We start from the raw sequence: 24,960 nt of genomic DNA on the forward strand, positions 1-24,960 counted from the left end.
ACCAATATGACCATCGAGAAAACAGAAGTTCTTGTAGTTGGGGCTGGTCAGGCTGGCATTGCCATGAGCGAACATTTGCGCGGCTATGGCATTGAACATGTAGTGCTTGAACGTAACCGCGTGGCAGAACGGTGGCGCAGTTGCCGGTGGGACTCTCTCGTGGCCAATGGTCCAGCATGGCATGATCGCTTTCCGCATTTGGAATTTCAGCATGATGGCCCGGATGATTTTGTTCCTAAAGAGCGTGTTGCTGATTATCTTGCTGCATATGCCCAAAAAATCGATGCTCCCATTCGTTGTGGGGTAGAGGTAAAAGAAGTGCGGCGTAACGCTGGGCGTCTTGGCTTTACTGTGCAAACATCGGAAGGTGTTATTGAAGCCAAGGCTGTTGTTGCTGCTACAGGGCCTTTCCAAATACCTGTTATTCCTCCTATAGTTCCAGAAGCTTCCGGTATTGCCCAAATTCATTCAGCATCTTACCGCAATCCAGAACAACTGCCTGAAGGTGCTGTTTTGGTTGTAGGGGCAGGATCTTCTGGCGCACAAATAGCTGAGGAGCTGATGCGGAGTGGACGGAAGGTTTATTTGTCTGTCGGCCCGCATGATCGTCCCCCTCGGCATTATCGTGGGCGTGATTTCGTATGGTGGCTAGGTGTTCTCAATAAATGGGATGCAGAAGCAACGCCGGGGGTAGAGCACACAACAATTGCCGTAAGTGGCGCAAATGGTGGGCATACGCTTGATTTCCGGCGTCTTGCATCTGAGGGCATGACACTTCTTGGGCGTACCGAGACATTTCATGATGGCGTGTTAACGTTTGCCCCAGATCTGGCCGAAAATATTGCCAAAGGGGATGCAAACTACCTTTCCTTGCTAGGGGAGGCAGATACATACGTTACGCGTAATGGTCTTGATCTGCCAGAAGAACCTACAGCTCGTGATATGCTGCCAGATCCAGAATGCATGAAGCATCCTGTTTTGGAGCTGGATCTGCAAAACGCTGGTATTAACACCATTATATGGGCAACTGGTTTTGGAGTAGATTATAGCTGGTTAAAGGTGGAAGCGTTGGATGAGCAGGGGCGTCCACACCACCAGCGTGGCGTTTCTGCTGAACCTGGGATCTATTTTCTTGGTCTGCCGTGGCAGACACGCCGTGGCTCGTCCTTCATATGGGGGGTGTGGCATGATGCAAAATATGTAGCAGATCACATTGCCAAACAGCGTGGTTATATGGCCTACAAGCCATCGCGCGAGGAGGGATAATGAAAAGCCTATCCTATTATACACAGCGCGCCGATGCTCTGAAATTTCGTAATAATTGCTGGATTGATGGGAAATTTGTACCCGCCAGATCTGGAAAGTGGTTTGAAGATGTAAATCCAGCAACGTCATCTATTCTGACACAGGTAGCACGAGGAGGCGCAGAGGATATTGATAGGGCTGTAAAATCAGCCCGTCGGGCGTTTGAAGATGGGCGGTGGTCTCGTCTTACTCCTGGCGCTCGTAAGGAAACACTCCTACGTCTTGCTGTGCTGATACGTGAACATCTTGATGAATTTGCGCTTCTTGATACGCTGGATATGGGGAAGCCAATTTCCGAGACCACGAATGTGGATGTGCCTGGGGCGGCGCAATGCCTACAATGGCATGCAGAGGCTATAGACAAGCTATACGATGAGGTGGCTCCAACGGGGGGGCGTGATGTTGCGATGATCCGGCGCATACCTCTGGGGGTAGTTGGGGCTGTGGTGCCTTGGAATTTTCCGCTGGACATTGCTATCTGGAAATTAGCTCCAGCCCTTGTAACGGGTAATTCCGTAGTTCTTAAACCAGCAGAACAATCTCCACTTTCTGCTTTGCGTCTGGCGGAGCTTGCAGCCGAAGCCGGTCTACCCGATGGCGTTCTGAATGTGGTGCCAGGTCTGGGGGAAGAAGCAGGGCAGGCGCTAGGCTTGCATGATGATGTAGATTGTCTGGTTTTTACGGGCTCCACCACAGTGGGTAAGTTGTTCATGCGCTATGCAGGCGAGAGCAACATGAAGCAGGTGTGGCTAGAAACAGGCGGGAAAAGCCCCAACATTATTTTCCCGGATGCAAATCTTGATGTTGCGGCAGATCAAGCTGCCTTTGGAATTTTTTTCAATCAGGGGGAAGTCTGTTCTGCAAACTCACGCCTGTTGGTGCATGAGTCTATTGTAGATGAAATGATTGAGCGTATGCGGCTGCGGGCTGAAGCAATTATCCCGGGAAATCCGCTAGACCCAGATACAAAAATGGGCGCTATGGTGGATAATCGCCATGCAGCACGTGTTGCAGAGTTTTTAAACTCTGGTCGGGAAAGTAGCCGTCTTGTTGCGGGGGGAAATCGTATTACGGTTGGTGCGTCAGACGCCTTTATTCAGCCAACAGTTTTTGCAGATGTGCCTCGGAATACTTTGATCGCACGTGAAGAAATTTTTGGGCCGGTCCTGGCTATTCAAACATTTCGCGATGAAGAAGATGCTCTTCAGCTAGCGCATGATACGCCTTACGGTTTGGCTGCTTCTGTCTGGACACGAGATATTGGACGGGCGCTTGATCTTTCGGAACGACTGCAGGTTGGCACGGTTTCTGTGAATACCGTAGATGCTCTTTCTCCCATGACACCTTTTGGTGGTGTTAAGCAATCAGGTTTTGGGCGGGATTTATCACTGCATAGCTTTGATAAATACACCGCGCTGAAAACAGTTTGGATTCAGTACTAACATCAGGAATTCAGAAGTAGAGGGTCAGAAATAATTTCTTTTTCTGATACCTCAAAACATTCCACAATCGCAATGTGATCGTTTGATACGTGCTGGGTCGCCGTATCGAAACAGTTCATACAGGAGACACATAGATTATGGCTCATACTCGTCTTCGTCCCTTCAATACGAAGGACACTTATCCCGAGCAGGAACTTGATAACGATCTTTGTCAGGCCGTTATTACGCAAAATACAATCTATCTGCGCGGGCAGGTGCCTCAGGATCTTGATACACGTGAAAATGTAGGGGTTGGAGACCCGGTGGCTCAAGCCGAAAAGGTAATAGATAATATTGAACTTTTGCTATCTGAAGCAGGCGCAAAGCTAACAGATATCTGCAAAGTTACAGTATACCTCACAGATATTCGCTACCGTGAAGCCACTTATCGTGTATTGGGGCGCCGCCTGAAGGGCGTATTCCCTGTATTTACAGGGTTGGTTGTTGTGGCTCTTGCCCGCCCAGAATGGCTGATTGAGGTAGATGTTATCGCTGAGCGTGAATGATTGCGAACACCCCGCTGCGCTTTGGCGGGGGTTTTTTATGTCTTGATAATGTTACGATTCCAATATGATATCCTGCATACAAACAGTAATTGCTGTTGAATGCCAGAGGAAGGAACCGTCCGATGACTGACACCACGACGGCACGAGGGCCAGAAGCTCATACCATTTATCAAATCCCACTTGATCAGCGGCATGGTCGTCCGCGTGATTTGTTTACGGTGTGGTTTGGCTCAAACATCATGATGCTGACCATTATCACAGGCGCGCTTGCAACAACTGTGTTTGGTCTGCCTTTCTGGCCCGCCATGCTTTCGGCTGTCTTGGGTAACATGATTGGTGGTCTGTTCATGGCGCTGCACGCAGCACAGGGGCCACAACTTGGTGTGCCGCAAATGGTGCAAACACGCGGGCAGTTTGGTTCAGTAGGGGCCATGGCTGTTATCTGCCTGGTGGTGATAATGTATGTTGGCTTCTTTGCTTCCAATCTCGTTTTGGGCGGAGAATCTCTGCACACTGTTGCAACATTTTTGCCTGAAAAAACATGCGTTATATTGCTCGGCCTCGTCAGCTTGATTGCTACTATTTATGGGCATGATCTAATCCATGCCTATACGCGGTTTATGACGGTTGTATCCGGCATTGCATTGGTTTTGTGTTTCGTATGGATACTGTGCATTAACGGTGTTTCATCTGCCACGCTGGCCCACGGCACATTTACCCTCTCTGGCTTTCTTGGCGGTTTGTCTACTGCTGCTTTGTGGCAAATTGCTTACGCGCCTTATGTTTCAGACTATTCGCGTTACCTGCCTCCGGGCACCGGTAACCGTCAGGCATTTATGGCAAGCTATTGGGGATGTGTGCTGGGCTCGCTATTCCCCATGATTCTCGGTGCACTTCTGGGTGTCATTGCGGGTGGGGGCGATGTGGTCGCTACACTTACAAAAGAAGTTGGTCCACTTGCACTTTTTATTATTCCCGTTCTGTCATTGGGTATTGCTTCTACAAACGCCATGAATCTTTATTGTGGTGCGTTGTCGGCCATTACAGTTATTCAGACCATCTTTCCTTCATGGAAAGCCACGCATGTCGGGCGCGCAGGTACGGCTGTTGTTCTGTCTGGCCTTTCTCTTCTTATCGCTCTCGGCACAGAAGCAAACTTTATGGAGGAATACACAAACTTTATTCTTCTACTGCTTTACGTCATGGTACCATGGACTGCGATCAACCTTGCTGATTTCTATCTGATCCGACATGGCGAATATGATGTTGCCTCTTTTTTTCGGGCTGATGGAGGCATTTATGGCCGTTACTGCTGGCCCGCGTTGAGTGCCTATGTGTTTGGTATCCTTATCCAGATCCCGTTTGTTTCAAACGGTCTTTATACCGGTCCGATAGCTACCATGCTTGGTGGCGCAGACATTTCGTGGATTGTAGGGTTGATCTTTGTGACTGTGTTTTACGTCTGGCTGATGCGGCATGAGCGGCATACGCAGCCTGTTGCAGGAAGTGCAGAATAATGAGTGGCCAGAACGATTTTCCGACAGAATTTGATTTCATTATCGTAGGCGCTGGTGCTGCTGGCTGTGTGCTTGCCAATCGTTTGAGTGCGCGAAGCAATTTGCGTGTAGCGCTTCTGGAAGCAGGGCAAGCAGACAATACACCGCGTATTCATGTTCCAGCCGGCACAATCTCACTTTATAAAAGCCGTAAATATACCTATCAGTATTATTCCACACCGCAGAAATATTTGGATAATAGACGCATCCATGTGCCACGGGGCCGCATGTTAGGTGGATCTTCCTCCATGAACAGCATGATCTACATTCGTGGTGCGCGTTCGGATTACGATGGTTGGGAGGCCATGGGCTGCACTGGTTGGGGGTATGACGCAGTACTAAAATACTTCATGCGGGAAGAAGATAATCATCTGCACCAAGACCCGCATTTTCATGGCACGGGTGGTGAATTGGTTGTAGATCAGCCGCGTGATCCATTGGGTGTTTCGCGCCTGTTTATTAAAGCTGCCGAAGAGGTAGGGCTGAAAGAGAATACTGATTTTAATGGCGCAAAACTTGATGGCATAGGTATTTATGATGTGACGCAAAAGGGCGGAAAACGCTTAAGTGCTTATCGTGCTTTTGTTGCGCCTGTGCGTTCCCGCCCAAATTTGCATGTTGTTACTGGTTGCAAGGTTGTTTCCCTTGTAACTGATGGCAAGGAAGTGCAGGGCGTCACCATAGAGCGGAATGGGCAGTTTCATGTTCTGCGCGCTCGGCGAGAAACTATTCTTTCCGCAGGGGCTATCGGATCACCACATCTGCTTATGTCATCAGGCATTGGTAACGCCCGCGAACTTTTGGCTGCAGGCGTGCCAGTTGTGGCTGATCTGCCAGAAGTGGGGCGCAATCTGCAAGATCATGTTGATGGGTTGGTTACCATCCGCTCTGATTCAGCTTCAACGCTTGGCTTTTCAACAGCTTCACTCTCCTCTGTTGTGCCATCACCTTTGCAATTTCTGCTTAAACGTAAGGGCTGGCTGACAACAAACTATGTAGAAGCTGGAGGTTTTGCATCCACACGTTACGCCAAGGATGTGCCAGATATTCAGTTTCATTTTGTGCCGGGTTACCGTAGCCATCGTGGACGGTTGTTTGAATGGGGCCACGGATTTGCCCTCCATACATGTGTGCTACGACCTTATAGCCGCGGGAGCATTCGCTTGGCACGTGATGGAAGCAGGAACCTGGACATTGATTTCAATTTCCTTTCTGATGAAAGAGATACGCATGTGCTGCTGGAAGGCGTAAAACTGGCGCGTTCCATTCTTCGTGCATCTCCTTTTGATGCGATACGAGGCAAGGAAATGGCGCCCACAGCCAATATTCAGACAGATGATCAATTAATAGAGTATTTGCGCGCATCGGCAAGCACAGTGTTTCATCCCTCAGGTACCTGCCGCATGGGAGCAGATGATACGAGTGTTGTAACGCCTGATTTGAAGGTGCGTGGACTAAAAGGCCTACGCGTAGCGGATACATCCATCATGCCAACGTTGGTAAGTGGCAATACCAACGCACCAACGATGATGATTGGAGATAAGGCATCCGATATGATTTTGGCGGATGCCGTATGACCTCAATGTATGATCTATCTGTGCAAGACATTCTTTCACAGTTGGTAGCTTTTCCCACTATCTGTCGCACAGAAAATCAGAACCTTATTGATTGGGTTGAAGAATTTCTGCGTGCATGTGGGGCGCGTTGCCTGCGTGTGCCAGGCGAGCAGGCTGGTCGTTTTAATCTGCTGGCCAGTATTGGGCCGGACACTCCAGATGGCATTGTGCTTTCAGCTCATAGTGATGTTGTGTCCGTAGAAGGGCAGCCATGGAAAACTGCCCCTTTTACCCTGACTGCATATGATGGAAACCTATATGGACGCGGAACAAGTGACATGAAGGGTTTTCTCGCTTGTATGTTGGTGGCCGCGCGGTATGCTGCCCAAAAAACAACCCTGCGAGCGCCGTTGCATTTGGCTATTTCGTATGATGAGGAGATAGGTTGTGTAGGAGTGCACTCACTTTTACGCTCTCTAGCTGTTCATAAATTTCAGGCGCGTGGATGTGTTATTGGGGAACCCACCAATTTACATGTGGTATCTGGCCACAAAGGCAAACTGGCCGCACGCATTGTCTGCCACGGTCTGGCTGCGCATTCGGCCAATCCCGCACGTGGTTCTAACGCCATTCTGCTTGCATCAGATATGGTACAGGCCATTAAGTTCCTGCAAGATGAATTGCAAAACAATGGCGCGCAAGATGAGAATTTTGAAGTACCATATAATACCTTACAGGTTGGGCTCATCCAAGGCGGTGTTGCGCTGAATATTGTGCCAGATTTGTGTGAAGTGCACTTCGAGATGCGTTTATTGCCCGGAGTAGATCCTGCGCTCTATATTGAACGACTAAAGCAGGAAGGAGCTCGTCTCTGCACAACGTACCCCTCTGCACGTATAGAGATTGAAACACTTAATACATATCCAGGATTAAACACACGGGATGGTACGCCATTTTTGCAGGAGATAATGGCTATTACAGGAGATAATGCGCCTTCATATATTGGATTTGGCACGGAAGGTGGGTTATTCAAAGAATATCTTGATATACCGGTAGTGGTTTGTGGACCAGGATCTATTGATCGTGCGCATAAGGCAGATGAGTTTATTCGTTTGGATGAATTATCTGCGGGCGTTCAGTTTGTAGAAAAAATAGTAGAGAAACTTCTATAAAATAAAACCGACATGGAAAGATTTTTACATTAGCAGGTTTAAACAGCATGATGAGAAAATAGGTGGCTATTCAAGTACTACCTAGAAGGAGACGTTGAAGGTGAAGTTTTCTTTGCGGCAGATTGAATATTTTGTCGCCACTGCAGAGCTGGGTTCCATTGTGCAGGCTTCTCGCCAAATTCCGATCTCTCAGCCTGCAATTTCTGCCGCTATCGCGCATCTTGAAAGCGTGTTTGGGGTATCACTTTTTATACGTCATCATGCACAAGGTCTGTCTCTTACTGCAGAGGGATGTCTGGTTTTACAGGAAGCGCGCACACTTTTATTGCACGCTCAGGAATTGGGAACCTCTCTGAACGGTATGCTCAAGCGTGTGCAAGGGGAAGTGAGGGTGGGTTGCATGACAACGCTATTTCCTCTACTAGCGCCAGATCTTATTCAGAATTTTTCGGCTGCTTACCCGGAAGCACGCTTGCGCGTCATTGCCGGACATCATGAAGAACTGATAGATAAACTCCGAAATGGTGAAATATCAGTCATGATTGGCTATAATATGACATTGCCCCCTATGATAGGTTTTCAGCCGCTTTCTGCACTGCCGCCATATGTATTTACTTCAAGTGACCATCCATTAGCTGCAAAAGAATGTGTACGATTGCAAGATCTGGCAGATGAGCCTTTTCTTTTGCTTGATCTGCCTTTTTCGAAGGAATATTTTCTACAGTTGTTTGCTTCAGCGGGAATCACACCATGTATTGCAGGTCATTATCCAAGTATGGATGTGATCCGTAGTTTGGCTGCAAGAGGTGTGGGCTTTGGGTTAGGAAATGCGCGCCCACGAAATCAGCAGGCACTGGATGGCAAATCTTTAGCTTATCTAACATTAGAAGATGAATGCGCACCACTTTTATATGGACTTTTTACAATTGTAGATCAAAAATTTCCTTTTCGTGTTTCAGCTTTTTTGGACATGTGTGAACAAGATCTTTCTGGAAAGCCATTGCCGGGAACTCTGAATTAGCAGATTTTCTTCCTATAAGTTTTGGTGCAGAAGGAAGCGTAAATTGAGGGCTATCCAATTAAAGATATGCCTCAGTTTTCCAGAAATGGAGAATAGGAAAAAATTACGCTATATGATTTTAATTTATATTGACCAAAAATATATTTATAAATTACTATTTTAGAAATATGGACGGTAATAATATATGGATTTTGTATTTATATTATTACCTAATCGTGAAATATTCCTGATATGAAGAGCATACAAAGTATTCTTCAAGGATGGATTTTTTTGCTCCAAATGTTTCGGGATCGTTATGTTTCTTTTGTGCAAAGTAGGTGATACATGCGACAGACCCTGATCGATCGAAGTGCCTTCAAATTTGTATTGCTATCATGTTGCGCTGCATTTTTGTGTGAAACAGGTATGCCAACAGCCCACGCACAAGTTTCTGCGCCGGCACAGGTGCAGGTAGGAGACATTGCCAAAACCCTTAAGCCAGAAGAGGCAGAAAAGGGCGCAGGCACCCCAACAGATGGGGAAGAACCACCTGTGACTTCTCTTTCTGAAGAGGAAGAGGCCATGAAGCCTAAGGCGGGTAATCTGTTCCATGTCAAACCCGGTCATACCCCCACATATTGGGAAGGGCTGGAAGGGCACGTCTCTATTGAAGCGGGGATTTCAGGCAACCCCTGGACACGCTCAGGACGCAACTTTGCGCAGTACTATTCAGATCGGGCGAATACGGTCACACTGAACCAGATTATTGGGTCATTGTCTCACCCTGTTACGTCTGTAGGTAGTGGGTATGGCATCGGCTTTGTGCTGGAAGCCATGTATGGTTCCGATGCGCGGTTTGACCCCACAATCGGGATGGGTTCTGGCTCCCTGCATGGGCTGTATCAGTGGGCCCCTACACAGGCGCATCTGGATGTGCACCTGCCGTGGATCTTCAAGCGTGGCATTGATGTGCAGATCGGCCAGATGTATGGCATTATGGGCGCAGAAGGCACGCCAGCTCTGGCGCGCCCCTTCTACACCTACAACTACGCATCCGATTATATCGTGCCGTTCCAGACGGTGGGTATTCTGGCCACCATGCATCTGACACGCCACATGGACTGGATTTTGGGGGTGGATGCAGGCAACTCCACAACCTTTGGCGCATCGGGCAACAACAACAAGCCCAAGGGCTATTTTGGTCTGGCGTGGAACAAGCTGATGGATGGCAAGCTGGATGTGCATGCCATCGGGCACTTTGGGCCGCAGGGCAACAATGGCCGCACCATTGTCTCCCCCACAGGGTGGGTGAGTGCGGGCATTGGCAAGCAGGCCAACAGCCTCATGCAGTATAATGCGGATGTCATGGCCACGTATCATATCAATGACAAGATGACCGTTTCCGTGGATGGCACCTATCTGCACGATGATTCCCTGCGCGATGATGCCTATGGTGTCACAACCTACTTTTCCTACGACATCCACCCCTGGCTGACATTCAATGCACGAGGTGAAATCTTCCGTGACAACACGGGTGGGGTGATTACGGAATATTCCAGCTTCAACTCCCTCACGCAAGCACTCAGCAACCAGCCATTCCCCTATTACAACGCTCTGCCCACAACCTATGGCGAACTGACGCTGGGTGTCTCCTACCGACCAGAGTTCGTGAACAAGAAGCTGGCTCTGGGGGGCTTTACCATCCGGCCTGAAATCCGGCTGGATAAATCCCTTAACGGCACGCACCCATTCAACCAGGCCGGAACCGTGCAGAACCCAACCGTCAATAACGGCACAAATAACATGCTCTGGTTCAGCTGTGATGCAACCTGGTCTTTCTAGGTGTTTAGCACTACAGTTGCATTTTGTGTCGTGAGTGAGCGCGGATAGCACTGGCCTGATGCGTTCGTCGAAAGACGGACCATCTGAGGATGTGAATTGCCCCGGGTTTTGTGGAGACAGAAAGACCCGTGAGGTAAGAAGAATTCATGAGCAATAAATCGAAGCGTTTTCCGCCTGAGTTTCGTGACCGTGCAGCCCGCATGGTTCTGGAGGAAGAGAAGAACCATCCTTCGCGGTGGTCTGCAGTGATGATGATAGCGCCAAAGCTGGATATTCATCCTGACACGCTGTCAAAATGGACCCGTCTGCATGAACGTGCCAATGCGCCTGCGGTGAGTGACCTGCCTGATCGAGAGAAGATCAGGCAACTGGAGCGAGAGAACCGCGAATTGCGGCAGGCCAATGAAATCCTGCGTAAGGCGTCGGCATATTTTGCCCAGGCGGAGCTCGACCGCATCTTCAAGCCATGACACGCTTCATTGAGGAGCACCGGCAGACATATGGTGTCGGGTCAATCTGCAGGGTTCTGTCGATTGCACCATCTGCCTATTATGCAACTGTTGCCAGACAGAAAAATCCGTGTGTGCGCAGCCAGAAAGACAAAGAACTGTGCGATGACATCCGTAGAGTGTGGAATAATAATTTCTGCGTCTATGGAGCGCGCAAGGTCTGGCATCAGCTCAGACGTGAAGGCGTGGATGTCGCCCGCTGCACGGTAGAGCGGCTGATGCGCCGGATGGGGCTGAAAGGCGTCATTCGTGGCAAGGGGGTCAGAACCACACGGCCTGATCCGCAACGTCCGTGTCCGCAGGATCTGGTGCAGCGCCAGTTTCATGCTCCTGCCCCCAACAGACTGTGGGTTTCGGATTTCACGTATGTTTCCACTTGGCAGGGCTTTGTTTATGTGGCCTTCATCATTGACGTCTTTGCACGGGTTATTGTGGGTTGGCGTGTCTCCTCAACGGCTCATACCGACTTCGTACTGGATGCCCTTGAGCAGGCTCTGTGCCAGAGGCAGCCTGAGGGAAAAGTGACCCACCATTCCGACCGCGGCTGTCAATATGTGTCCATTCGCTACACGCAAAGACTGGCTGAAGCGGGGCTCGTTGCTTCTGTCGGCAGTGTTGGGGATTCCTATGATAACGCCTTGGCAGAGACCATTAACGGACTTTACAAAACCGAACTCATCTATCGGCAGGGGCCATGGAAAAACAGGGAAGCTGTTGAACTGGCAACACTTAAATGGGTCGACTGGTTCAATAATCGGCGGCTCCTGTCCTCCATTGGAAACATCCCGCCAGCAGAAGCTGAGGCACGCTTTTATGCACAACAGAAATCACATGCATTAGCCGCTTAAATCAGATAAAAAACGTCTCCACAAAACCCGGGGCAATTCAGTCCATGGTCCGGCTATAGGGCAGTCAAATTCTTCAGCATCCAGATCAGCAAGCGGAAGATACGCCCAGTCATAAAGTCGCTCACCTTTTGTGCCGTGCCCCGCTGACAGACGACGCCAGGCCTGGTCTGGCAGTCCTGCTGCAATATCTTTCGCCTCTCCGGCAATCAGCGGTTCCGTTGCCCATGATCCGAACCAGTGATTGCCCTTGACCCCAAGCACATATCCAATTCCTGCCCGGCGAAGCGTGCGTTCTACGTCGCCCACGCCATACACGCTGTCTGCTGCAACCCAGCGGAACGGCACACCGGCCTCAATACTTCGCTCAATCATCATCGAGGCTAACGCCGGTTTGGTTGCAAACACCACGTCATCGGGAACGTGGGCCCGCTTCAGACGCTCAGGCTTTGATGTCCAGTCTTTCGGGAGATACAGGGCGCGGTCAATAAAGGCATGCCCCCGTTCCGAAACATAAGCGCCAAACACACCAATCTGGCAGTTCGTGATCTTGCCGGCAGATCCCGTATACTGCCGCCCCACACCGCAGGACGCCTGACCCTTCTTCAGAAAACCGGTCTCATCAATGACCAGCACGCCCTCTTCAGTGCCCAGATGCTCAATCACATAATCCCTGACGACGTCACGAAGGGCATCGGCATCCCAGTGCCCGCGTCCCAGAAGCGCCTGCTGCCGCCATGGACCAGGATCTCCTGCGGCTTCCGCTCGCATCCATCCCGTCTTGCGTGGTTCATTGCCAATCAAAACATCAAGAAAAGCACAGGCCGAATCTACGACACGTTTTTGCGTGAACAGCGGCGCCATCCGATCCTTGGCGGACCGAAGCGAGCGCGCCCATAATTCCAGCGTCTCTTCAACAGACGTACCGCCACTCATCATATCCTGAATCATGGTTACCCATAGATTCAGAACTCAACACAAAATGCAACTGTAGTGCTAGTTGTCAGGTAGGAGATGATCGTATTCAGCCAGATTACATTGATATCGCTATTTCCTCCATCGTAGAGGGGGGCTATGCTGATGCCTTCAGAATATTCGGTTTTTTTAATTAGAGATATTTGAGTCCGAGTTGGTTTTTCACCATGCAATTCACATTTGATACAATCCTGTTTCTCATATCGAGCGCATTTGTGGCTGGTGGGATAGATGCTCTTGCGGGTGGGGGCGGTCTTGTGACAATTCCCGCTTTGATGGCGGCTGGTATTCCACCTGTTTCGGCTCTTGCCACCAATAAACTGCAAAGCACGATTGGGACCTCTTCGGCTTTTCTGACCTTTTTGAGGGCAGGGCATGTCGATATCAGACAATTTGTTTTGCCAGCCATAGGAGCTTTCCTGGGAGCGCTTGCAGGCGCAACGGTCGTACAATTTGTAAATCCTATCTTTTTATCAGCAATTGTACCGCTTTTGTTAATCGGAATGGCTGCTTATTTTCTATTGGCCCCTCCCTTGAGTGGGGAAGATCGCCACGCTCGCCTTGGACGTATGGGGATTACACTATGTATGACCAGCATAGGATTTTATGATGGTTTTTTTGGTCCTGGTACGGGATCATTTCTAACAACTGTCTTGGTTGCTTTTGCTGGCCTTGGATTAGTTCGTGCAATTGCAAATACCAAATTTATCAATCTTTTAACCAATGTCGCGGGTCTTACGGCCATGATTGTTGGCGGAAAGGTATTATGGATGCTCGGATTTGGAATGGCAGGAGCAAATATTCTTGGAAACCAGGTCGGAGCATGGTTGGCAATCAGATATGGCGGCAAAGGTATCCGACCTCTGCTGGTTATTATGTCCTTGGCCCTTACGGTCAAGCTTCTTGCCAATCCCGATAATCCATTGTGGAAAATGTTTTAACCTTAATGGTGAATGAATATTGAGAATATCCCCTCTCGTATCCCGTTCGCCCTTCAGCATCGGTAAGATGCGATATGAAGATGTTTGCGAGTTCAGAGTTCACAGCGAAGATAGAATAGATATCAGACCAAGAGCCGCCATAGGTAGCGGACAGGCTCTTGGCTTATGATATTATAACAAATTCTCGAATAAACTTAAATCCCAAGTTGTGCTGAAATCGGGCATTAAAGGGAATGATCAAAAGCAAGGTATTTATGATCCAATATCAATCAAAAAAATGGCGATATTGGAAGAAATCAGGTCCTTAATTTCTTTATGAGTTATGTTTTAAGGCCTGTGAGGCAATCCGATAGACCGTTCCCGAACTTATGCCGAAAGCTTTTGCAATTTGTTCCAATTTTTCGCCATTTTTTCTTTTTTTGATAATTTCAAGTCGTTGTGACGGGGTGACAAGACTTGGTCGCCCCATCTTTTTCCCTTGCGCGATGGCTCTGGCGCGTCCTTCGGAAGTGCGCGTTCGTATTAAATCTCTTTCGACATCAGCTAAACCTCCAAGGACAGCAAGCATAAGCCGACCCGTGCTGGTAGTTGTATCGGTCCATGGTTCTGCCAAAGAGTAAAACTGAGCTTTTTTTCGGTAATACTTTTAACTATAGCGAATAAATCAAACGTACTGCGTGCCAGCCGATCAAGGCGAGTGACCACAATTGATTGTCCCTCTTTCAGATTACCGATGAGTTTCTGAAGTTCTGCACGGTTTGCATCTGCCCCACTAGCTTTTTCACGATAGATTCGACGGCATCCGTAATCTTTGAGTGTTTTAACCTGATGTTAAGGGTGCCGTTCGGTAATCCCCCCATAAAAAGAGTGACTTTTGAATGAGAATTTTCTCAGCGTAAGAATTGAGGAGATTCTGATGAAGAGTGATCGCTTTACTGACGCCCAGATCATGGGTGTGATCCGCCAGGCTGAGGGCGGTGTCCCGGTTCCTGACCTGTGCCGGGAGCATGGGATTAGGGCCTGTTAGGGCTTGATCCAGTCTGCTGCGGCAGCGATGTGGATGACCGCGAGGAACGACGTTGCTGTTTTTTCATATCTGGTTGCGACAGCGCGCCACTCCTTGAGGCGAGCCCAGAGGTTCTCAACGAGATGCCGACACCGATAGGCCCATTTGGGGCAGGCGACCGGGCCATCGCGTCGTTTCGCAGGAATGGCTGGCCGTGCTCCCATGTCCCATATCCGTTCACGCATGGCGTTCGACGCGTAGCCCTTGTCCGCTACTACCCACAGGGGAGTGGCGGGAAGGCTGTCGAGCATGGCTGGTGCCAGAGGCAGTTCATGAGCCTGTCCAGGGGCCAGCGCAAAACCGAAGGCTTTTCCATGTCCATCAGCGATCACGCAGACTTTTGTGCCATAGCCACCGCGAGAGCGGCCAAGTGCTTCACGATGGTCTCGCTCTTCGAAAGAGGCCCCTTTTTTTGGGCTCCCGCCGCTTTGTGGTGAGCCCTGATGTTTGTGCCATCCAGAAAAGTCATTCCGAATGCCACTCCCTGTTGTTCCTGAACCAGTGCGAGCAGCCGCTCCCATACGCCGAGCTTCGCCCAGCGGATGAAAAGCTGCGCAGCCCGCCACCACGGACCCAGTTCAGCGGGGATACTCCGCCATTTCGCGCCATTCTCATGACGCCAGAAAATCGCTGCTATCGTCCGCCGCAGATCATGTGGCGGCGTCTTGCCCCTCGGGCGAACCTCCTCAATCAGAGGTTCCCAGATCGCCCATGTCTCGTCCGTAAAGGTGCCTGTTCTGTCTCCTTCTTCCATCCCTACAATATGGGAAGAAATTCAAGATCTAACAGGCCCTAGCAACGCCACGTTTTACCGGTGGCGCGCGAAATATGGCGGCATGGATGCTTTGATGATCAGTCAGATGAAGGCTTTGGAAGAGGAGAACCGTCGGCTGAAGCGCATGTATGCGGATTTGAGCATGCAGACGGATATCCTGAAGGAAGCCCTGGGAAAAAAATGAAGCGGCCAGCCCAGCGCCGGGAACTGGCCGCACAGGCTGTGGCGCATCATGGGGTCAGCATTGCGCTGGCCTGTCGGATTTTTGGGATATCCGAGACCTGCTTTCGCTATCGTCCGCGACTGGCAGCGGAGAACGACAGGATTGCCGCTCTTCTGGTGGGACTGACCCAGGCTCACAGGAGATGGGGATTTGGTCTGTGTTTCCTGTATCTGCGCAATGTGCAGGGACAGCTCTGGAATCATAAGCGGGTTTATCGGATCTATCGGGAACTGGAACTCAACCTGCGGATTAAACCCCGCAGGCGTCTGGTTCGCGAAAAGCCTGAAAAGCTGTCGGTTCCGGCCCTTCCCAACAGGGTCTGGTCCATGGATTTTATGGCGGACAGGCTGATGGATGGACGTGCTTTTCAGCTCCTGAACATTCTGGATGACTTCAATCGTGAAGGACTGGCGATCGAGGTTGATTTTTCCCTGCCGGCCTGTCGGGTTGTCCGCTGTCTGGAACAGGTTATGGAGTGGCGTGGCAGGCCAGAAGCCATCCGAATGGATAATGGCCCTGAATATGTCAGTCATACGTTGGTTCCATGGGCCGAAAAACAGGGGATTACCCTGATCTATACGCAACCGGGTAATCCGCAGCAGAACGCCTATATTGAACGCTACAACAGAACTGTCCGGCAGGAATGGCTGGAGCAGTATTTGTTTGAAAGCATTCAGGACGTACAGGAGGTCGCAACACAATGGCTCTGGACATATAACCATGACAGACCCAACATGGGGAACAGCGGGCTAACCCCCGCCCAGAAACTAAAAACAGCTGCCTGAATTCTCATTCAATGCCCCACTAAAAATGGGGGGATTACCCCGGCACGCTTAAGGGATTGGTCGATGAGACATTCTCCGGCGTGTATGGCAATGCCGATGACAAGAAATCCTGGCTCAGTAATCCCGCTTTCTCAGATCTCGTGTCAGGAGATAGTTTCCGGTCGTCTGACCTGGTAGACGGCAAGACGGATATTTTCGTGCAGTTGCCCTTGCGAGCCTTGGAAAATACACCAGAAATCGGCCGCACGATCATTGGAGCCTTGTTGAACGCTGTTTATGAGGCAGATGGCAACATCCAGAATCGGGTTCTTTTCCTGTTGGATGAGGTTGCTCGTCTTGGGCGGATGCGAATCATGGCAACGGCGCGGGATGCAGGCCGGAAATATGGCATCACTCTGAGGCTACTTTACCAGTCGGTCGGCCAGCTTGAAGAACAATGGGGGCGCGAGGGAAAGCGGGCATGGTACGAGGCGGCCGCGCATCGGACATATGTTGCGATCTCTGACCTCGATACGGCAAAGGAACTAGAAGAAACCTTTGGTCAGTATGGCGTCATGGCGACATCCGAAGGTAGTAATTCCGGCACGTCGGGAAAGGGGTGGGAAGCCGGCAACCGCTCACGCGGTACGAACACCAGCTACCACGAAATTAGTCGTCCCCTGATCCGCCGTGAAGAGTTGCTCAATGATGCGCGGGTGGATGAAGCGTTTGTTGTGGTTCGGGGCGGTCGCCCATTGCGTTGTGGAATGCCGATCTATTTCCGGCGGCCTGAAATCAGGGAAAAGATTGCAGCTAATCGGTTTAATAAGCACTTGGGGTGAGGTTCGAGAGGGTATAATCAATGTTGAAAAATGAACCTGTGGTTGTCAAAACAACCACAGGTTTAGTCATTTTGGTACGATCAGGTGAACAAGCGAGGCACTTACGAATAACGCTACTGTGCTAAGCGCCCAGATGCCGATGAACCAGCCGATACGCTGGCTAAGTCGCCGGGGCGCGTTGTCCCCATTGCCTTGTACGATTTCAATGATAGCCATCTGCTTCCGTTACCTTTCCGCGGAACACGCGATAGGAGTAAACCGTGTAGGTCAGGATGATCGGCAACAAGATGACGGTGCCGACCAGTTGGAAAAACTGACTGGAAGGGGGAGATGATACATCCCACAGCGTCAACTCGGGTGGAACAGCATATGGCCACACCGTAATCCCGAGGCCGGACAGGCAGAGAAAGAACCATCCGAGAGCACACAGGAAAGGTCCTTTGGAATGTCCACGGCGCAGACCGATGGTCAGCAGAAAACCCAGTGCGATTACCAGAAGAGGAACAGGTGCGACAAATGCGATATTTGGCCACTCGGTCCAGCGCCGCAGGTAGGGTGCGTGCAACATGGGCGTCCACAGGCTGACAGCTACGATACATACAAACAGCCCGATCGCCAGCAGCTTCGCCCATTTCCGGCAGGAGGCTTCCAGCACATCGGTCGTACGCCAGATAAGCCAGGTTGCACCCAGTAGGGCATAACCGCACATGACGGCCACTCCGCACAGCACGCTGAATGGGGTTAGCCAATCCAGTGAACCGCCAACAAAAGCCCCGTCCACGACCTTGATTCCCTGGACGACCCCTCCAAGGATTGCGCCCTGACAGAAGGCCGCGATGCCCGATCCTGCCATGAAGCCAGCGTCCCACAGTTTTTCGCGTCCAGTGCCGCGTGTCATGATACGAAATTCAAAGGCCACACCACGGAAGATCAGGGCAACCAGCATGAGCACGATCGGCAGGTAGAACGCAGGGAGTAGTGTTGAATAGGCCCCAGGAAAGACCCCATAGAGCGTAGCACCGCCAAGGACCATCCACGTTTCGTTCCCATCCCATACAGGGGCGATGGTGTTGACCATCACATCCCTGCGGGCTTCATGCCGCTCTACGGCGAACAGCATTCCAATGCCAAGGTCAAAGCCATCAAGGATGACATAGATGGTGATCGCAGCGACCAGAATAACGGCCCATATGATCGGAAGCCAGTATGCGACGTCCATCATGTTCAGGCTCCTTCGCCAGAAGAGGGATTGATGACTTTGGGATGAGTGCTTGTGGCCAGAATATTCGGGGCGTGAGAGGGGCTGGTTTCATGTTCACCTTCTTGTGGCGCGCGTGCCAGCAGGCGGCCCAGAATGCCGATCCCTGATCCGAATACGATTACGTAGACCACAACAAAGACGGTCATCGTCAGCGCCATATTGGACAGGGCGATTGGGGAAACACTGTCGGATGTCCTGAGCAGACCGTAGACGGTCCAGGGCTGACGGCCGACCTCGGTCGTAACCCAGCCGCACAACAATGCGATGAAACCGGTGGGCGCCATGCATACGGCGACCCGATGAAATCCTGGACTGCTAAACAGGGTTCCTCTGCGCCTTAACCAGAGCGACCAGAACCCGACAAGAACCATCAGCATCGCCAGCGCGATCATGATGCGGAAGGAAAAGAAGATCACGGGAGAAGGCGGCCGCTGGTCACGCGGGAAATCCTTCATGCCCGGTACTTTACCATTCAGGCTATGTGTCAGGATGAGTGACCCGGCCAGCGGCAGCCTGATAGCATAATCCGTATGTTCGGTTTTCATGTTGGGAATACCGAACAGCAGTTCCGGGGCACGCGCTTCTGATTCCCAATCCCCTTCCATCGCGGCAATCTTGACCGGCTGGTATTTGAGCGTGTTCAGCCCATGGGCGTCACCGGCGAGGACCTGTAGCGGGGCAACGAAGGCAGCCATCCACATTGCCATGGAAAACATCAGGCGCACCGGTTCGCTCGCCTGTGTGCCCGCACGGCGTGCCTTGAGCAGATGCCACGCCCCTGTCGCTCCTACTATAAAGGCAACCGAAAGAAAGGCCGCCAGACCCATATGCACAAGCCGGAAAGGAAAAGAGGGATTAAAAATAATGGCAAGCCAGTCTGCGGGTATGAAGCGACCGGTAGCAGCATCAATTGTGTATCCTTGTGGCGTCTGCATCCATGAGTTTGACGCTAGGATCCATGTCATCGAGATGAGTGTACCGACCGAGACACAGCATGTTGCTGCATAATGCAGGCCGCGTCCTACTTTGTTCATGCCAAAGAGCATGACCCCGAGGAAGCCCGCCTCGAGAAAGAAGGCTGTCATGACTTCATACGATAGGAGAACACCTGTAATAGGGCCGGCTTTCCGGGAGAAGACCGACCAGTTCGTGCCGAATTCATACGACATGACCAGCCCGGAGACGACGCCCATGCCAAAGACGATCGAGAATATCTTGATCCAGTATCGGTAGAGGTCGAGATAAGCTGACCGCCTGGTTTTAAGCCATAATCCTTCCAGCACGGCCAGATAGGCAGCCAGTCCGATTGAGAAGGCGGGAAAAACAATATGAACGCCTACGGTAAAGGCGAACTGGAAGCGTGCCAGAAGCAGCGCGATATCGTGAGATGGTTGCATGGGTAATTCCCCAAATCGTGATCCAGCCGCATTTATAAGAAACGTAAAATTTCCATAAATGACAGACTGTCAGACGGTTTTATTGTTATAATATTCGCACTGCCTGATAGGCGTGTATATCTGTTCCGTTTTGGTTTTGGAAACGTCTTTGGTTATCATACAGTCATCTTTCTAATAATCCTTCAACCATGACATATTGATAAGTGCAGAGTCTTCGGATTGTCTGGTATGAGTTCGCCATTTTTTCATAAAAATGATCTTATACGAGACTGATAACGTTAAGATACCAACAGGAGTTTCCGCGTGATCTTTCCTGAGACAGTCGTGGGCAGATGTCTGACGAAGTGGACTTCCTTAAGACCAATCCAGCGACCGAGTGCCTGATTGACCCGTCCGATCATTTCCTCGGAAGAAGGTATGACTTTTACACCGGAGTTAGGTGTTTGGTCCCGGGGTTTGATGGGTTGGATTGATGATGAATCTTTCTGGCTCTGAAGTCCATATTTTGCAGACGTATTCGTAAGGCGTGAGGCCACTGAGGGTCTTGAGCCTTCGCCCAAAATTATAGGCTGCCATGAAGTCGTTGAGGTGTGTTCTCAACTGCTCATGACTGTCGTAATGGAAGCGTTTGACGGTTGCTTCCTTGATTGTCCGGTTCATCCGCTCAACCTGACCGTTCGTCCAGGGATGATTGGGTTTCGTCAGACGATGTTCGATCCCGTGGGCTTCGCAGATCATGTCGAAGCGCATGGGACGCGACCAGGCCGTATTGCGATTACGGGGTTGGTCAGCGAACTGGATCCCATTGTCGGTCAGGATGGTGTGGATCCGGTAAGGGATGATGCTCAGGAGATGTTCGAGGAATTCCCAGGCCGTCTTCCGATCAGCTTTCTCGACCAGTTGTGTGACAGCGAATTTGCTTGTCCGGTCAATGGCAACGAAGAGGTACAGCTTGCCTTCAGCGGTCTGGACTTCCGCTATGTCGAGATGAAAGAACCCGATCGGGTAGCGTTTGAAGCGCTGGCGTTTGGCTTTGTCCCCCTCCATGTCCGGCAGTCGTGAAATCCCGTGACGCTGAAGGCAGCGATGCAGGGCCGAGCGTGTCAGATAGGGAATGCTGGCCTGCAGGGCATAAAGGCAGTCATCCAGCGGCAGCAACGTATGCCGGCGAAAGGCCACGATCATCGCTTCGTCCGTCTCGGACAGGACCGTTGAGCGCGGCTCTTTAGGACCTGTCTTCTGATCTTCGACACTCTGTCGCTTCCGCCATTTAGCCACTGTCTTCGGGTTGATCCCGAACTCCTCGCTCAGCGCCGCGAGCGAAGCCTGCGATCGCTGTATTGCTGCTCGCACGGCGTGCGTGGTCGTGGCGCTCCCATGACGTATCTGTCCCATAATGCTTCCTTCCACTCTCGTGAAAATATCACACCATCAAACCCCGGGACTAAACACCTAGTGCCAGAGCATAACCCCACGCCTCATGATGTCGCCCGTGGTCTGGCTGACCTTGTCCCTTTGCGCTTCCAGTTGCGAGAGGATGATGCTTTCCGGCTTTTCTCCAGATCAGGCGCACTGGCTTGCATTGCTGCGCGTCGTGACGAAGCCCGTATCGAAGGGTTGCAGGGGCTGGCAGCGCCACTCTCCATCGCTGGTGCTGACTATATGATGCACTACATGCGTGGTCGGGACGGTAGGACAGTCGGGCATCTCTGAGAGGACAATCAAATGTCTTGAGTTTTGACAGTCGGGCATAGACATTATGGAATATACACGTAGGAGGCCCCTATGCCAGTTCCTGAAGTGACCCCCAGACCGCGCGAAGTAAAACTCTTTCGGAATAATCGCAGTCAGGCCGTGCGGATTCCGGTCGAATTTGAAATGCCGGGAGATCGTGTGCTGATCCGCCGTGACGGTGACAAACTCGTTCTGGAGCCTGTGAAGACGCCTTCCACGCTGAAGGAGCTTCTCATGGCATGGCGTGAAGAGCCGCAGCTGCCTCCCGAAGACGATTTTCCCGATATTCAGGATGTTGCCGCCAGACCAGAAGATATCCTGTGAGCATCTACCTTCTTGATACAAACATCATCAGCGATCTCGTGCGCAATCCTTCCGGCTCCTGTGCGCAACGCATTGAGCATATTGACCCAGGTGATCTTTGCACCAGCATCATCGTGGCCGCAGAATTACGCTATGGATGCGCCAAAAAAGGCTCCGAAAAGCTCTTGAACCGGGTCGAAAGCGTGTTGGCGTTTATCCCTGTGCTGCCACTCGATATTCCTGCCGACTGTGAATACGGTGGCATCCGCGCCGAACTCGAGGCGGCAGGGCAGACAATCGGCATGCTTGAGAAGCTTTTTGCGTGATTGATAGATGAGGGTAAGGGATCCAAATAAAGAATGATGTTGATACGAAGTTGACACATTAAATCGCACTCATATAGTATCGACTGAGTTAATTTGGCATGGAGGGCGCAATGAAGGCTGTGGTAAAAAAATGGGGGAATAGTGCATCCATTCGTATCCCTGCTTCAGTATTGGCAGCTGCTGGATTGACGTTGGATCAGCCAGTGGATGTGCGCGAGGAAAGCGGACGCATTGTCATTGAGCCGCTCACAGTCGTAGAATACGATCTGGCGGATTTGTTGGCTGGGATCACCCCGGAGAATATTCATCCTGAAGTGGACTTCGGAGCGCCTGTTGGCCGCGAACTCCTCTGACATGGTTGCCTACGTACCCGATGCTGGCGAAATCGTGTGGCTCGATTTTTCACCACAAATCGGACACGAGCAGGCGGGACATCGACCCGCAGTCGTTTTGTCATCGGCGGCTTATAATCGGATTGGTCTGATGCTGTGTTGTCCACTGACGACCAAGCTGAAGGGCTATCCTTTTGAAGTTGCAATCGACACTGATCGACCGAGTGCGGTGCTCGCGGATCAGGTAAAGTCTTTCGATTGGCGGGCGCGGGGTGCGAAGAGCAAAGGGCGCGTGTCTGAGGTAGAGCTATCGGAAATTCGGGCAAAAGCCCGTGCACTGATAGGCAGATAAGAAAATCGCCATGGATCATAACAAAAACAATGCCCCACGTTGAAAGATAACAACCCATGAATCTTGCCCGCGCGATTATGATCCGCAAAGAACGCAAGCGCCAACGTCGAGAAGGGGCAAGCCGAAGGGAGAAGCTGTCCGTTTCTCCTTTGCTGTGGGACACCCTTGCAGCCGATCGGCAGCTTCAGCGTACATGGAAGGCTGAAGGTGTGCCGTTCTGGAAGCGTCTGCTGCGGGCCTTTCTAATTCAGGGATAAAATCCATTTGAATGTGCGCTCGTCGCATCATGGACAGGCAGCATCCATGTATGACAACGAGCAAAAATGCCTTATCTTCCGATCGCCCGGAAATACGCCTTTCCGGGCGCCGTCTGTTCCAGTGCCTTATGGTGTTGGGTTGGTCAGAACGTCTCGCAGCCGAGAGATGTGACACACATCACACTCAGTTACGCCGTGCCCTCGCCGGGACATCCGCATTGCCTCCAGACATTTCCGCGTGGCTGCTTGATCTGGAAGCGGCTTTTCTGGCACGGCCTTCACCACGTAGGCGGATCAATGATCCGATATTTCGGGAGTTCGTGAAAGAGAAGTCAGAATTTCAAGCATAAAGAAAGCCGCCAGTTGGCGGCTTCCCTGTATCTATCAGAATGATGAAACGTTGTCCTTAATGTCCAAATTTGAAACCGAGCTTTCCATCATTCATGATATATGGTGCGCAAGTGTTTCCAGGATGGACCTCTGAATATTCTTTAAGCCATTTCGTTGGTACCCAGCCTGGTTTGAATGCGAAATTCATGCTTTTCACATAACCATTATCTAATTGTTCCGGGTCATTAACAGCAAGAATTGCTGACGCTGGAGCAATAACTGGAGCATGATCATTGGGCGCTGAGCGAAGAGGAATTGGATTATTGAAATCCATCATCACGCTATCAGGCGCATCAATTGCTAAGCATTTGTAGCCTTGCAAAGGTTTTACCGGTTTAGGGCCGGCAGCGAGAGCGTGTGAAGATACACAGGCCAGACTCATTCCAGCGAATGCAGCAAATGACAATTTACGAAAAAACATCTGTTTTCCTTTTTATGAGCTTAATATTGGAGATGAAGCTGCCGAACCCATTTTCGAAGCCACATTAGCCCGCCATTGGCCGACGGTCTCGTTTGATGAAATGCCGTTGCTGGCCATGTGTGAAGCGGAGACAAATTCTGACATCGGCGTATCGTCAGTTGCACGTGCGATTGCTTGTCCAGCAGTAGGACCAAAATTGTAATACGCACGTGCGTCAAGAGCTGTCGGGTTGCTAATTCCCGCGTTTTGTAGCGTGGTTGCCGCATCCTTGAGATACTGTGCTGCTGCAACTGCCTGCGTGGCAGGATCCTGCTGGCCAGATATTCCCGTGTTGGTGATGGTGGAGGCTAGACTAGGGTTGGAAGCCAACGCTTTCTGAAGAGCTTCATTGTATGTGCCGTTCGACATTTGAAACGCACCAGTAATGGATGAATTACTGTTTGCTGTATAAACGTTGCGGCATCCTGACTCCACGACGCAGGTTGCCGCCAGAGCGTCAGGATTAACACCAAGGGCGCTGGCATTCTGGGCGGCAGCATATCCCCATGACTGGGAATACATTGATTGGAGCGCGTCTGTGCCGCTATCAGACGATGTTGTGGTTGTTGAGACCACGGAGCCGCTTCCACTGATCTGCTGGGTGGTAGAAGAGGTTGGCGGTGTCCAGCCACCCATACCAACTTCCTGATAGGTTGCATTGACCGTGGGCGGGAGGCCAGCCGGGACATTGACGGTTTGCGCCAATGCAGGATAAATAAGAAAGGAACAGCCAAGCGCTGGCAGGACCTTCCATCTGTGACGAGTGGATCGTCTCTTTTTCACGAGCATC

At 51.0% G+C, this 24,960-nt stretch carries 26 protein-coding genes, 4 pseudogenes and 1 other annotated feature; of the genes and pseudogenes, 20 read left to right on the forward strand and 10 right to left on the reverse strand.

The features are described 5' to 3' along the window. Window positions 1–6 precede the first annotated feature (6 nt). The 9 genes from DS739_RS13570 (at window position 7) to DS739_RS13615 (ending at window position 11,775) form a co-directional block, all read left to right on the forward strand. Window positions 7–1,266, forward strand: coding sequence for an NAD(P)/FAD-dependent oxidoreductase (locus tag DS739_RS13570; protein WP_012813251.1), 1,260 nt, complete (start codon window positions 7–9; stop codon window positions 1,264–1,266). Further along, window positions 1,266–2,747, forward strand: a complete 1,482-nt coding sequence (locus DS739_RS13575) for an aldehyde dehydrogenase (protein WP_006115465.1) — start codon at window positions 1,266–1,268, stop codon at window positions 2,745–2,747. Before DS739_RS13570 ends, DS739_RS13575 begins: the two co-directional genes overlap by 1 nt. Before the next feature lie 137 nt (window positions 2,748–2,884). Beyond that, window positions 2,885–3,292, forward strand: a complete 408-nt coding sequence (locus tag DS739_RS13580; protein WP_003630593.1) for a RidA family protein — start codon at window positions 2,885–2,887, stop codon at window positions 3,290–3,292. A 122-nt stretch (window positions 3,293–3,414) separates the two neighbouring features. After that, window positions 3,415–4,809: a cytosine permease gene (locus tag DS739_RS13585; protein WP_003630594.1), complete on the forward strand. Its 1,395-nt coding sequence runs from the start codon at window positions 3,415–3,417 to the stop codon at window positions 4,807–4,809. Further along, window positions 4,809–6,425 carry a GMC family oxidoreductase gene (locus tag DS739_RS13590; RefSeq protein ID WP_006117385.1) on the forward strand — a complete coding sequence of 539 codons (1,617 nt, stop codon included), beginning with the start codon at window positions 4,809–4,811 and terminating at the stop codon, window positions 6,423–6,425. Before DS739_RS13585 ends, DS739_RS13590 begins: the two co-directional genes overlap by 1 nt. Then, window positions 6,422–7,576, forward strand: a complete 1,155-nt coding sequence (gene argE, locus DS739_RS13595) for an acetylornithine deacetylase (RefSeq protein WP_006117386.1) — start codon at window positions 6,422–6,424, stop codon at window positions 7,574–7,576. The genes DS739_RS13590 and argE overlap by 4 nt, the downstream gene beginning before the upstream one ends. A gap of 94 nt (window positions 7,577–7,670) precedes the next feature. Beyond that, on the forward strand, window positions 7,671–8,597 hold the full coding sequence (locus tag DS739_RS13600) for a LysR family transcriptional regulator (RefSeq protein WP_006117387.1): 927 nt from the start codon (window positions 7,671–7,673) through the stop codon (window positions 8,595–8,597). A gap of 324 nt (window positions 8,598–8,921) precedes the next feature. Next, window positions 8,922–10,418, forward strand: a complete 1,497-nt coding sequence (locus DS739_RS13605) for an outer membrane beta-barrel protein (RefSeq protein WP_006117388.1) — start codon at window positions 8,922–8,924, stop codon at window positions 10,416–10,418. Between the two features lie 146 nt (window positions 10,419–10,564). After that, window positions 10,565–11,775, forward strand: a protein-coding gene (locus DS739_RS13615) for an IS3 family transposase (RefSeq protein WP_096884248.1) whose coding sequence is annotated in 2 segments (ribosomal slippage) — window positions 10,565–10,850 and window positions 10,850–11,775 — 1,212 coding nt in all. Because the reading frame shifts where the segments join, the coding sequence is not laid out codon by codon here. Continuing rightward, window positions 10,843–10,959 (forward strand) — a sequence feature (AL1L pseudoknot). (Overlaps the previous gene by 117 nt.) Here the strand turns inward: DS739_RS13615 and DS739_RS13620 are convergent. Then, a pseudogene (locus DS739_RS13620) lies at window positions 11,776–12,723 on the reverse strand (IS701 family transposase); the annotation flags it as partial. A 191-nt stretch (window positions 12,724–12,914) separates the two neighbouring features. Between DS739_RS13620 and DS739_RS13625 the strand changes: the two are divergent. Further along, complete coding sequence (locus tag DS739_RS13625) at window positions 12,915–13,688, forward strand: TSUP family transporter (RefSeq protein WP_003631418.1); 774 nt, start codon at window positions 12,915–12,917, stop codon at window positions 13,686–13,688. Between the two features lie 313 nt (window positions 13,689–14,001). Here the strand turns inward: DS739_RS13625 and DS739_RS14670 are convergent, their stop codons facing one another. Both DS739_RS14670 and DS739_RS14675 read right to left on the reverse strand, forming a co-directional pair. Then, window positions 14,002–14,157: a helix-turn-helix domain-containing protein gene (locus DS739_RS14670; RefSeq protein WP_012813215.1), complete on the reverse strand. Its 156-nt coding sequence runs from the start codon at window positions 14,155–14,157 to the stop codon at window positions 14,002–14,004. A gap of 60 nt (window positions 14,158–14,217) precedes the next feature. Continuing rightward, window positions 14,218–14,480 (reverse strand): annotated as a pseudogene (locus DS739_RS14675) (recombinase family protein); the annotation flags it as partial. 124 nt (window positions 14,481–14,604) lie between these two features. Between DS739_RS14675 and DS739_RS14680 the strand changes: the two are divergent. Further along, a pseudogene (locus tag DS739_RS14680) lies at window positions 14,605–14,703 on the forward strand (transposase); the annotation flags it as partial. An 8-nt stretch (window positions 14,704–14,711) separates the two neighbouring features. Here the strand turns inward: DS739_RS14680 and DS739_RS13640 are convergent. Then, a protein-coding gene (locus DS739_RS13640; protein WP_082779839.1) for an IS5 family transposase occupies window positions 14,712–15,508 on the reverse strand; the annotation gives its coding sequence in 2 pieces (ribosomal slippage) (window positions 14,712–15,169 and window positions 15,169–15,508; 798 coding nt in all). Between DS739_RS13640 and DS739_RS13645 the strand changes: the two genes are divergently transcribed. Then, window positions 15,492–16,537, forward strand: a protein-coding gene (locus DS739_RS13645; protein WP_369870815.1) for an IS3 family transposase whose coding sequence is annotated in 2 segments (ribosomal slippage) — window positions 15,492–15,702 and window positions 15,702–16,537 — 1,047 coding nt in all. Because the reading frame shifts where the segments join, the coding sequence is not laid out codon by codon here. The two genes, DS739_RS13640 and DS739_RS13645, sit on opposite strands and share 17 nt — an antisense overlap. A 56-nt stretch (window positions 16,538–16,593) precedes the next feature. Continuing rightward, on the forward strand, window positions 16,594–17,358 hold the full coding sequence (locus DS739_RS13650; protein ID WP_006115549.1) for a type IV secretory system conjugative DNA transfer family protein: 765 nt from the start codon (window positions 16,594–16,596) through the stop codon (window positions 17,356–17,358). 66 nt (window positions 17,359–17,424) lie between these two features. On the opposite strand, the gene DS739_RS13655 is transcribed toward DS739_RS13650, so the two are convergent. The 4 genes from DS739_RS13655 to DS739_RS13675 form a co-directional block, all read right to left on the reverse strand. Next, on the reverse strand, window positions 17,425–17,574 hold the full coding sequence (locus tag DS739_RS13655; protein ID WP_007397858.1) for a DUF2474 domain-containing protein: 150 nt from the start codon (window positions 17,572–17,574) through the stop codon (window positions 17,425–17,427). Then, window positions 17,561–18,580 carry a cytochrome d ubiquinol oxidase subunit II gene (cydB, locus tag DS739_RS13660; protein ID WP_006115550.1) on the reverse strand — a complete coding sequence of 340 codons (1,020 nt, stop codon included), beginning with the start codon at window positions 18,578–18,580 and terminating at the stop codon, window positions 17,561–17,563. Before cydB ends, DS739_RS13655 begins: the two co-directional genes overlap by 14 nt. Before the next feature lie 2 nt (window positions 18,581–18,582). Then, window positions 18,583–20,016 (reverse strand): cytochrome ubiquinol oxidase subunit I, encoded by a 1,434-nt coding sequence (locus tag DS739_RS13665; protein WP_006115551.1) that lies wholly within the window; start codon window positions 20,014–20,016, stop codon window positions 18,583–18,585. A gap of 435 nt (window positions 20,017–20,451) precedes the next feature. Then, window positions 20,452–21,411: an IS481 family transposase gene (locus DS739_RS13675; protein WP_035350857.1), complete on the reverse strand. Its 960-nt coding sequence runs from the start codon at window positions 21,409–21,411 to the stop codon at window positions 20,452–20,454. A 60-nt stretch (window positions 21,412–21,471) separates the two neighbouring features. Between DS739_RS13675 and DS739_RS13680 the strand changes: the two genes are divergently transcribed. From DS739_RS13680 to DS739_RS13710, 7 genes and pseudogenes are all read left to right on the forward strand, one after another. Then, window positions 21,472–21,729 carry a hypothetical protein gene (locus DS739_RS13680; RefSeq protein WP_157666436.1) on the forward strand — a complete coding sequence of 86 codons (258 nt, stop codon included), beginning with the start codon at window positions 21,472–21,474 and terminating at the stop codon, window positions 21,727–21,729. A gap of 72 nt (window positions 21,730–21,801) precedes the next feature. Next, on the forward strand, window positions 21,802–22,074 hold the full coding sequence (locus DS739_RS13685; protein ID WP_006115552.1) for an antitoxin: 273 nt from the start codon (window positions 21,802–21,804) through the stop codon (window positions 22,072–22,074). After that, a pseudogene (locus DS739_RS13690) lies at window positions 22,071–22,376 on the forward strand (PIN domain-containing protein); the annotation flags it as partial. The gene DS739_RS13685 and the pseudogene DS739_RS13690, both read left to right, overlap by 4 nt. A 101-nt stretch (window positions 22,377–22,477) precedes the next feature. Then, complete coding sequence (locus tag DS739_RS13695; RefSeq protein ID WP_006115554.1) at window positions 22,478–22,732, forward strand: AbrB/MazE/SpoVT family DNA-binding domain-containing protein; 255 nt, start codon at window positions 22,478–22,480, stop codon at window positions 22,730–22,732. 1 nt (window position 22,733) lies between these two features. Continuing rightward, window positions 22,734–23,063, forward strand: coding sequence for an endoribonuclease MazF (mazF, locus tag DS739_RS13700; RefSeq protein ID WP_012813213.1), 330 nt, complete (start codon window positions 22,734–22,736; stop codon window positions 23,061–23,063). Between the two features lie 56 nt (window positions 23,064–23,119). Beyond that, complete coding sequence (locus DS739_RS13705) at window positions 23,120–23,320, forward strand: hypothetical protein (RefSeq protein ID WP_012813212.1); 201 nt, start codon at window positions 23,120–23,122, stop codon at window positions 23,318–23,320. A 50-nt stretch (window positions 23,321–23,370) separates the two neighbouring features. Beyond that, window positions 23,371–23,670, forward strand: a complete 300-nt coding sequence (locus tag DS739_RS13710; protein WP_232517490.1) for a hypothetical protein — start codon at window positions 23,371–23,373, stop codon at window positions 23,668–23,670. A 56-nt stretch (window positions 23,671–23,726) separates the two neighbouring features. On the opposite strand, the gene DS739_RS13715 is transcribed toward DS739_RS13710, so the two are convergent. Further along, entirely contained in the window at window positions 23,727–24,131 is a 405-nt protein-coding gene (locus DS739_RS13715; protein WP_006115557.1) for a hypothetical protein, read from the reverse strand. Window positions 24,132–24,143: 12 nt separating this feature from the next. Next, entirely contained in the window at window positions 24,144–24,959 is an 816-nt protein-coding gene (locus tag DS739_RS13720; protein WP_006115558.1) for a hypothetical protein, read from the reverse strand. Between the last annotated feature and the right edge of the window lies 1 nt (window position 24,960).

Source organism: Acetobacter sp. JWB (assembly GCF_003323795.1).
Taxonomy (GTDB): domain Bacteria; phylum Pseudomonadota; class Alphaproteobacteria; order Acetobacterales; family Acetobacteraceae; genus Acetobacter; species Acetobacter oryzifermentans.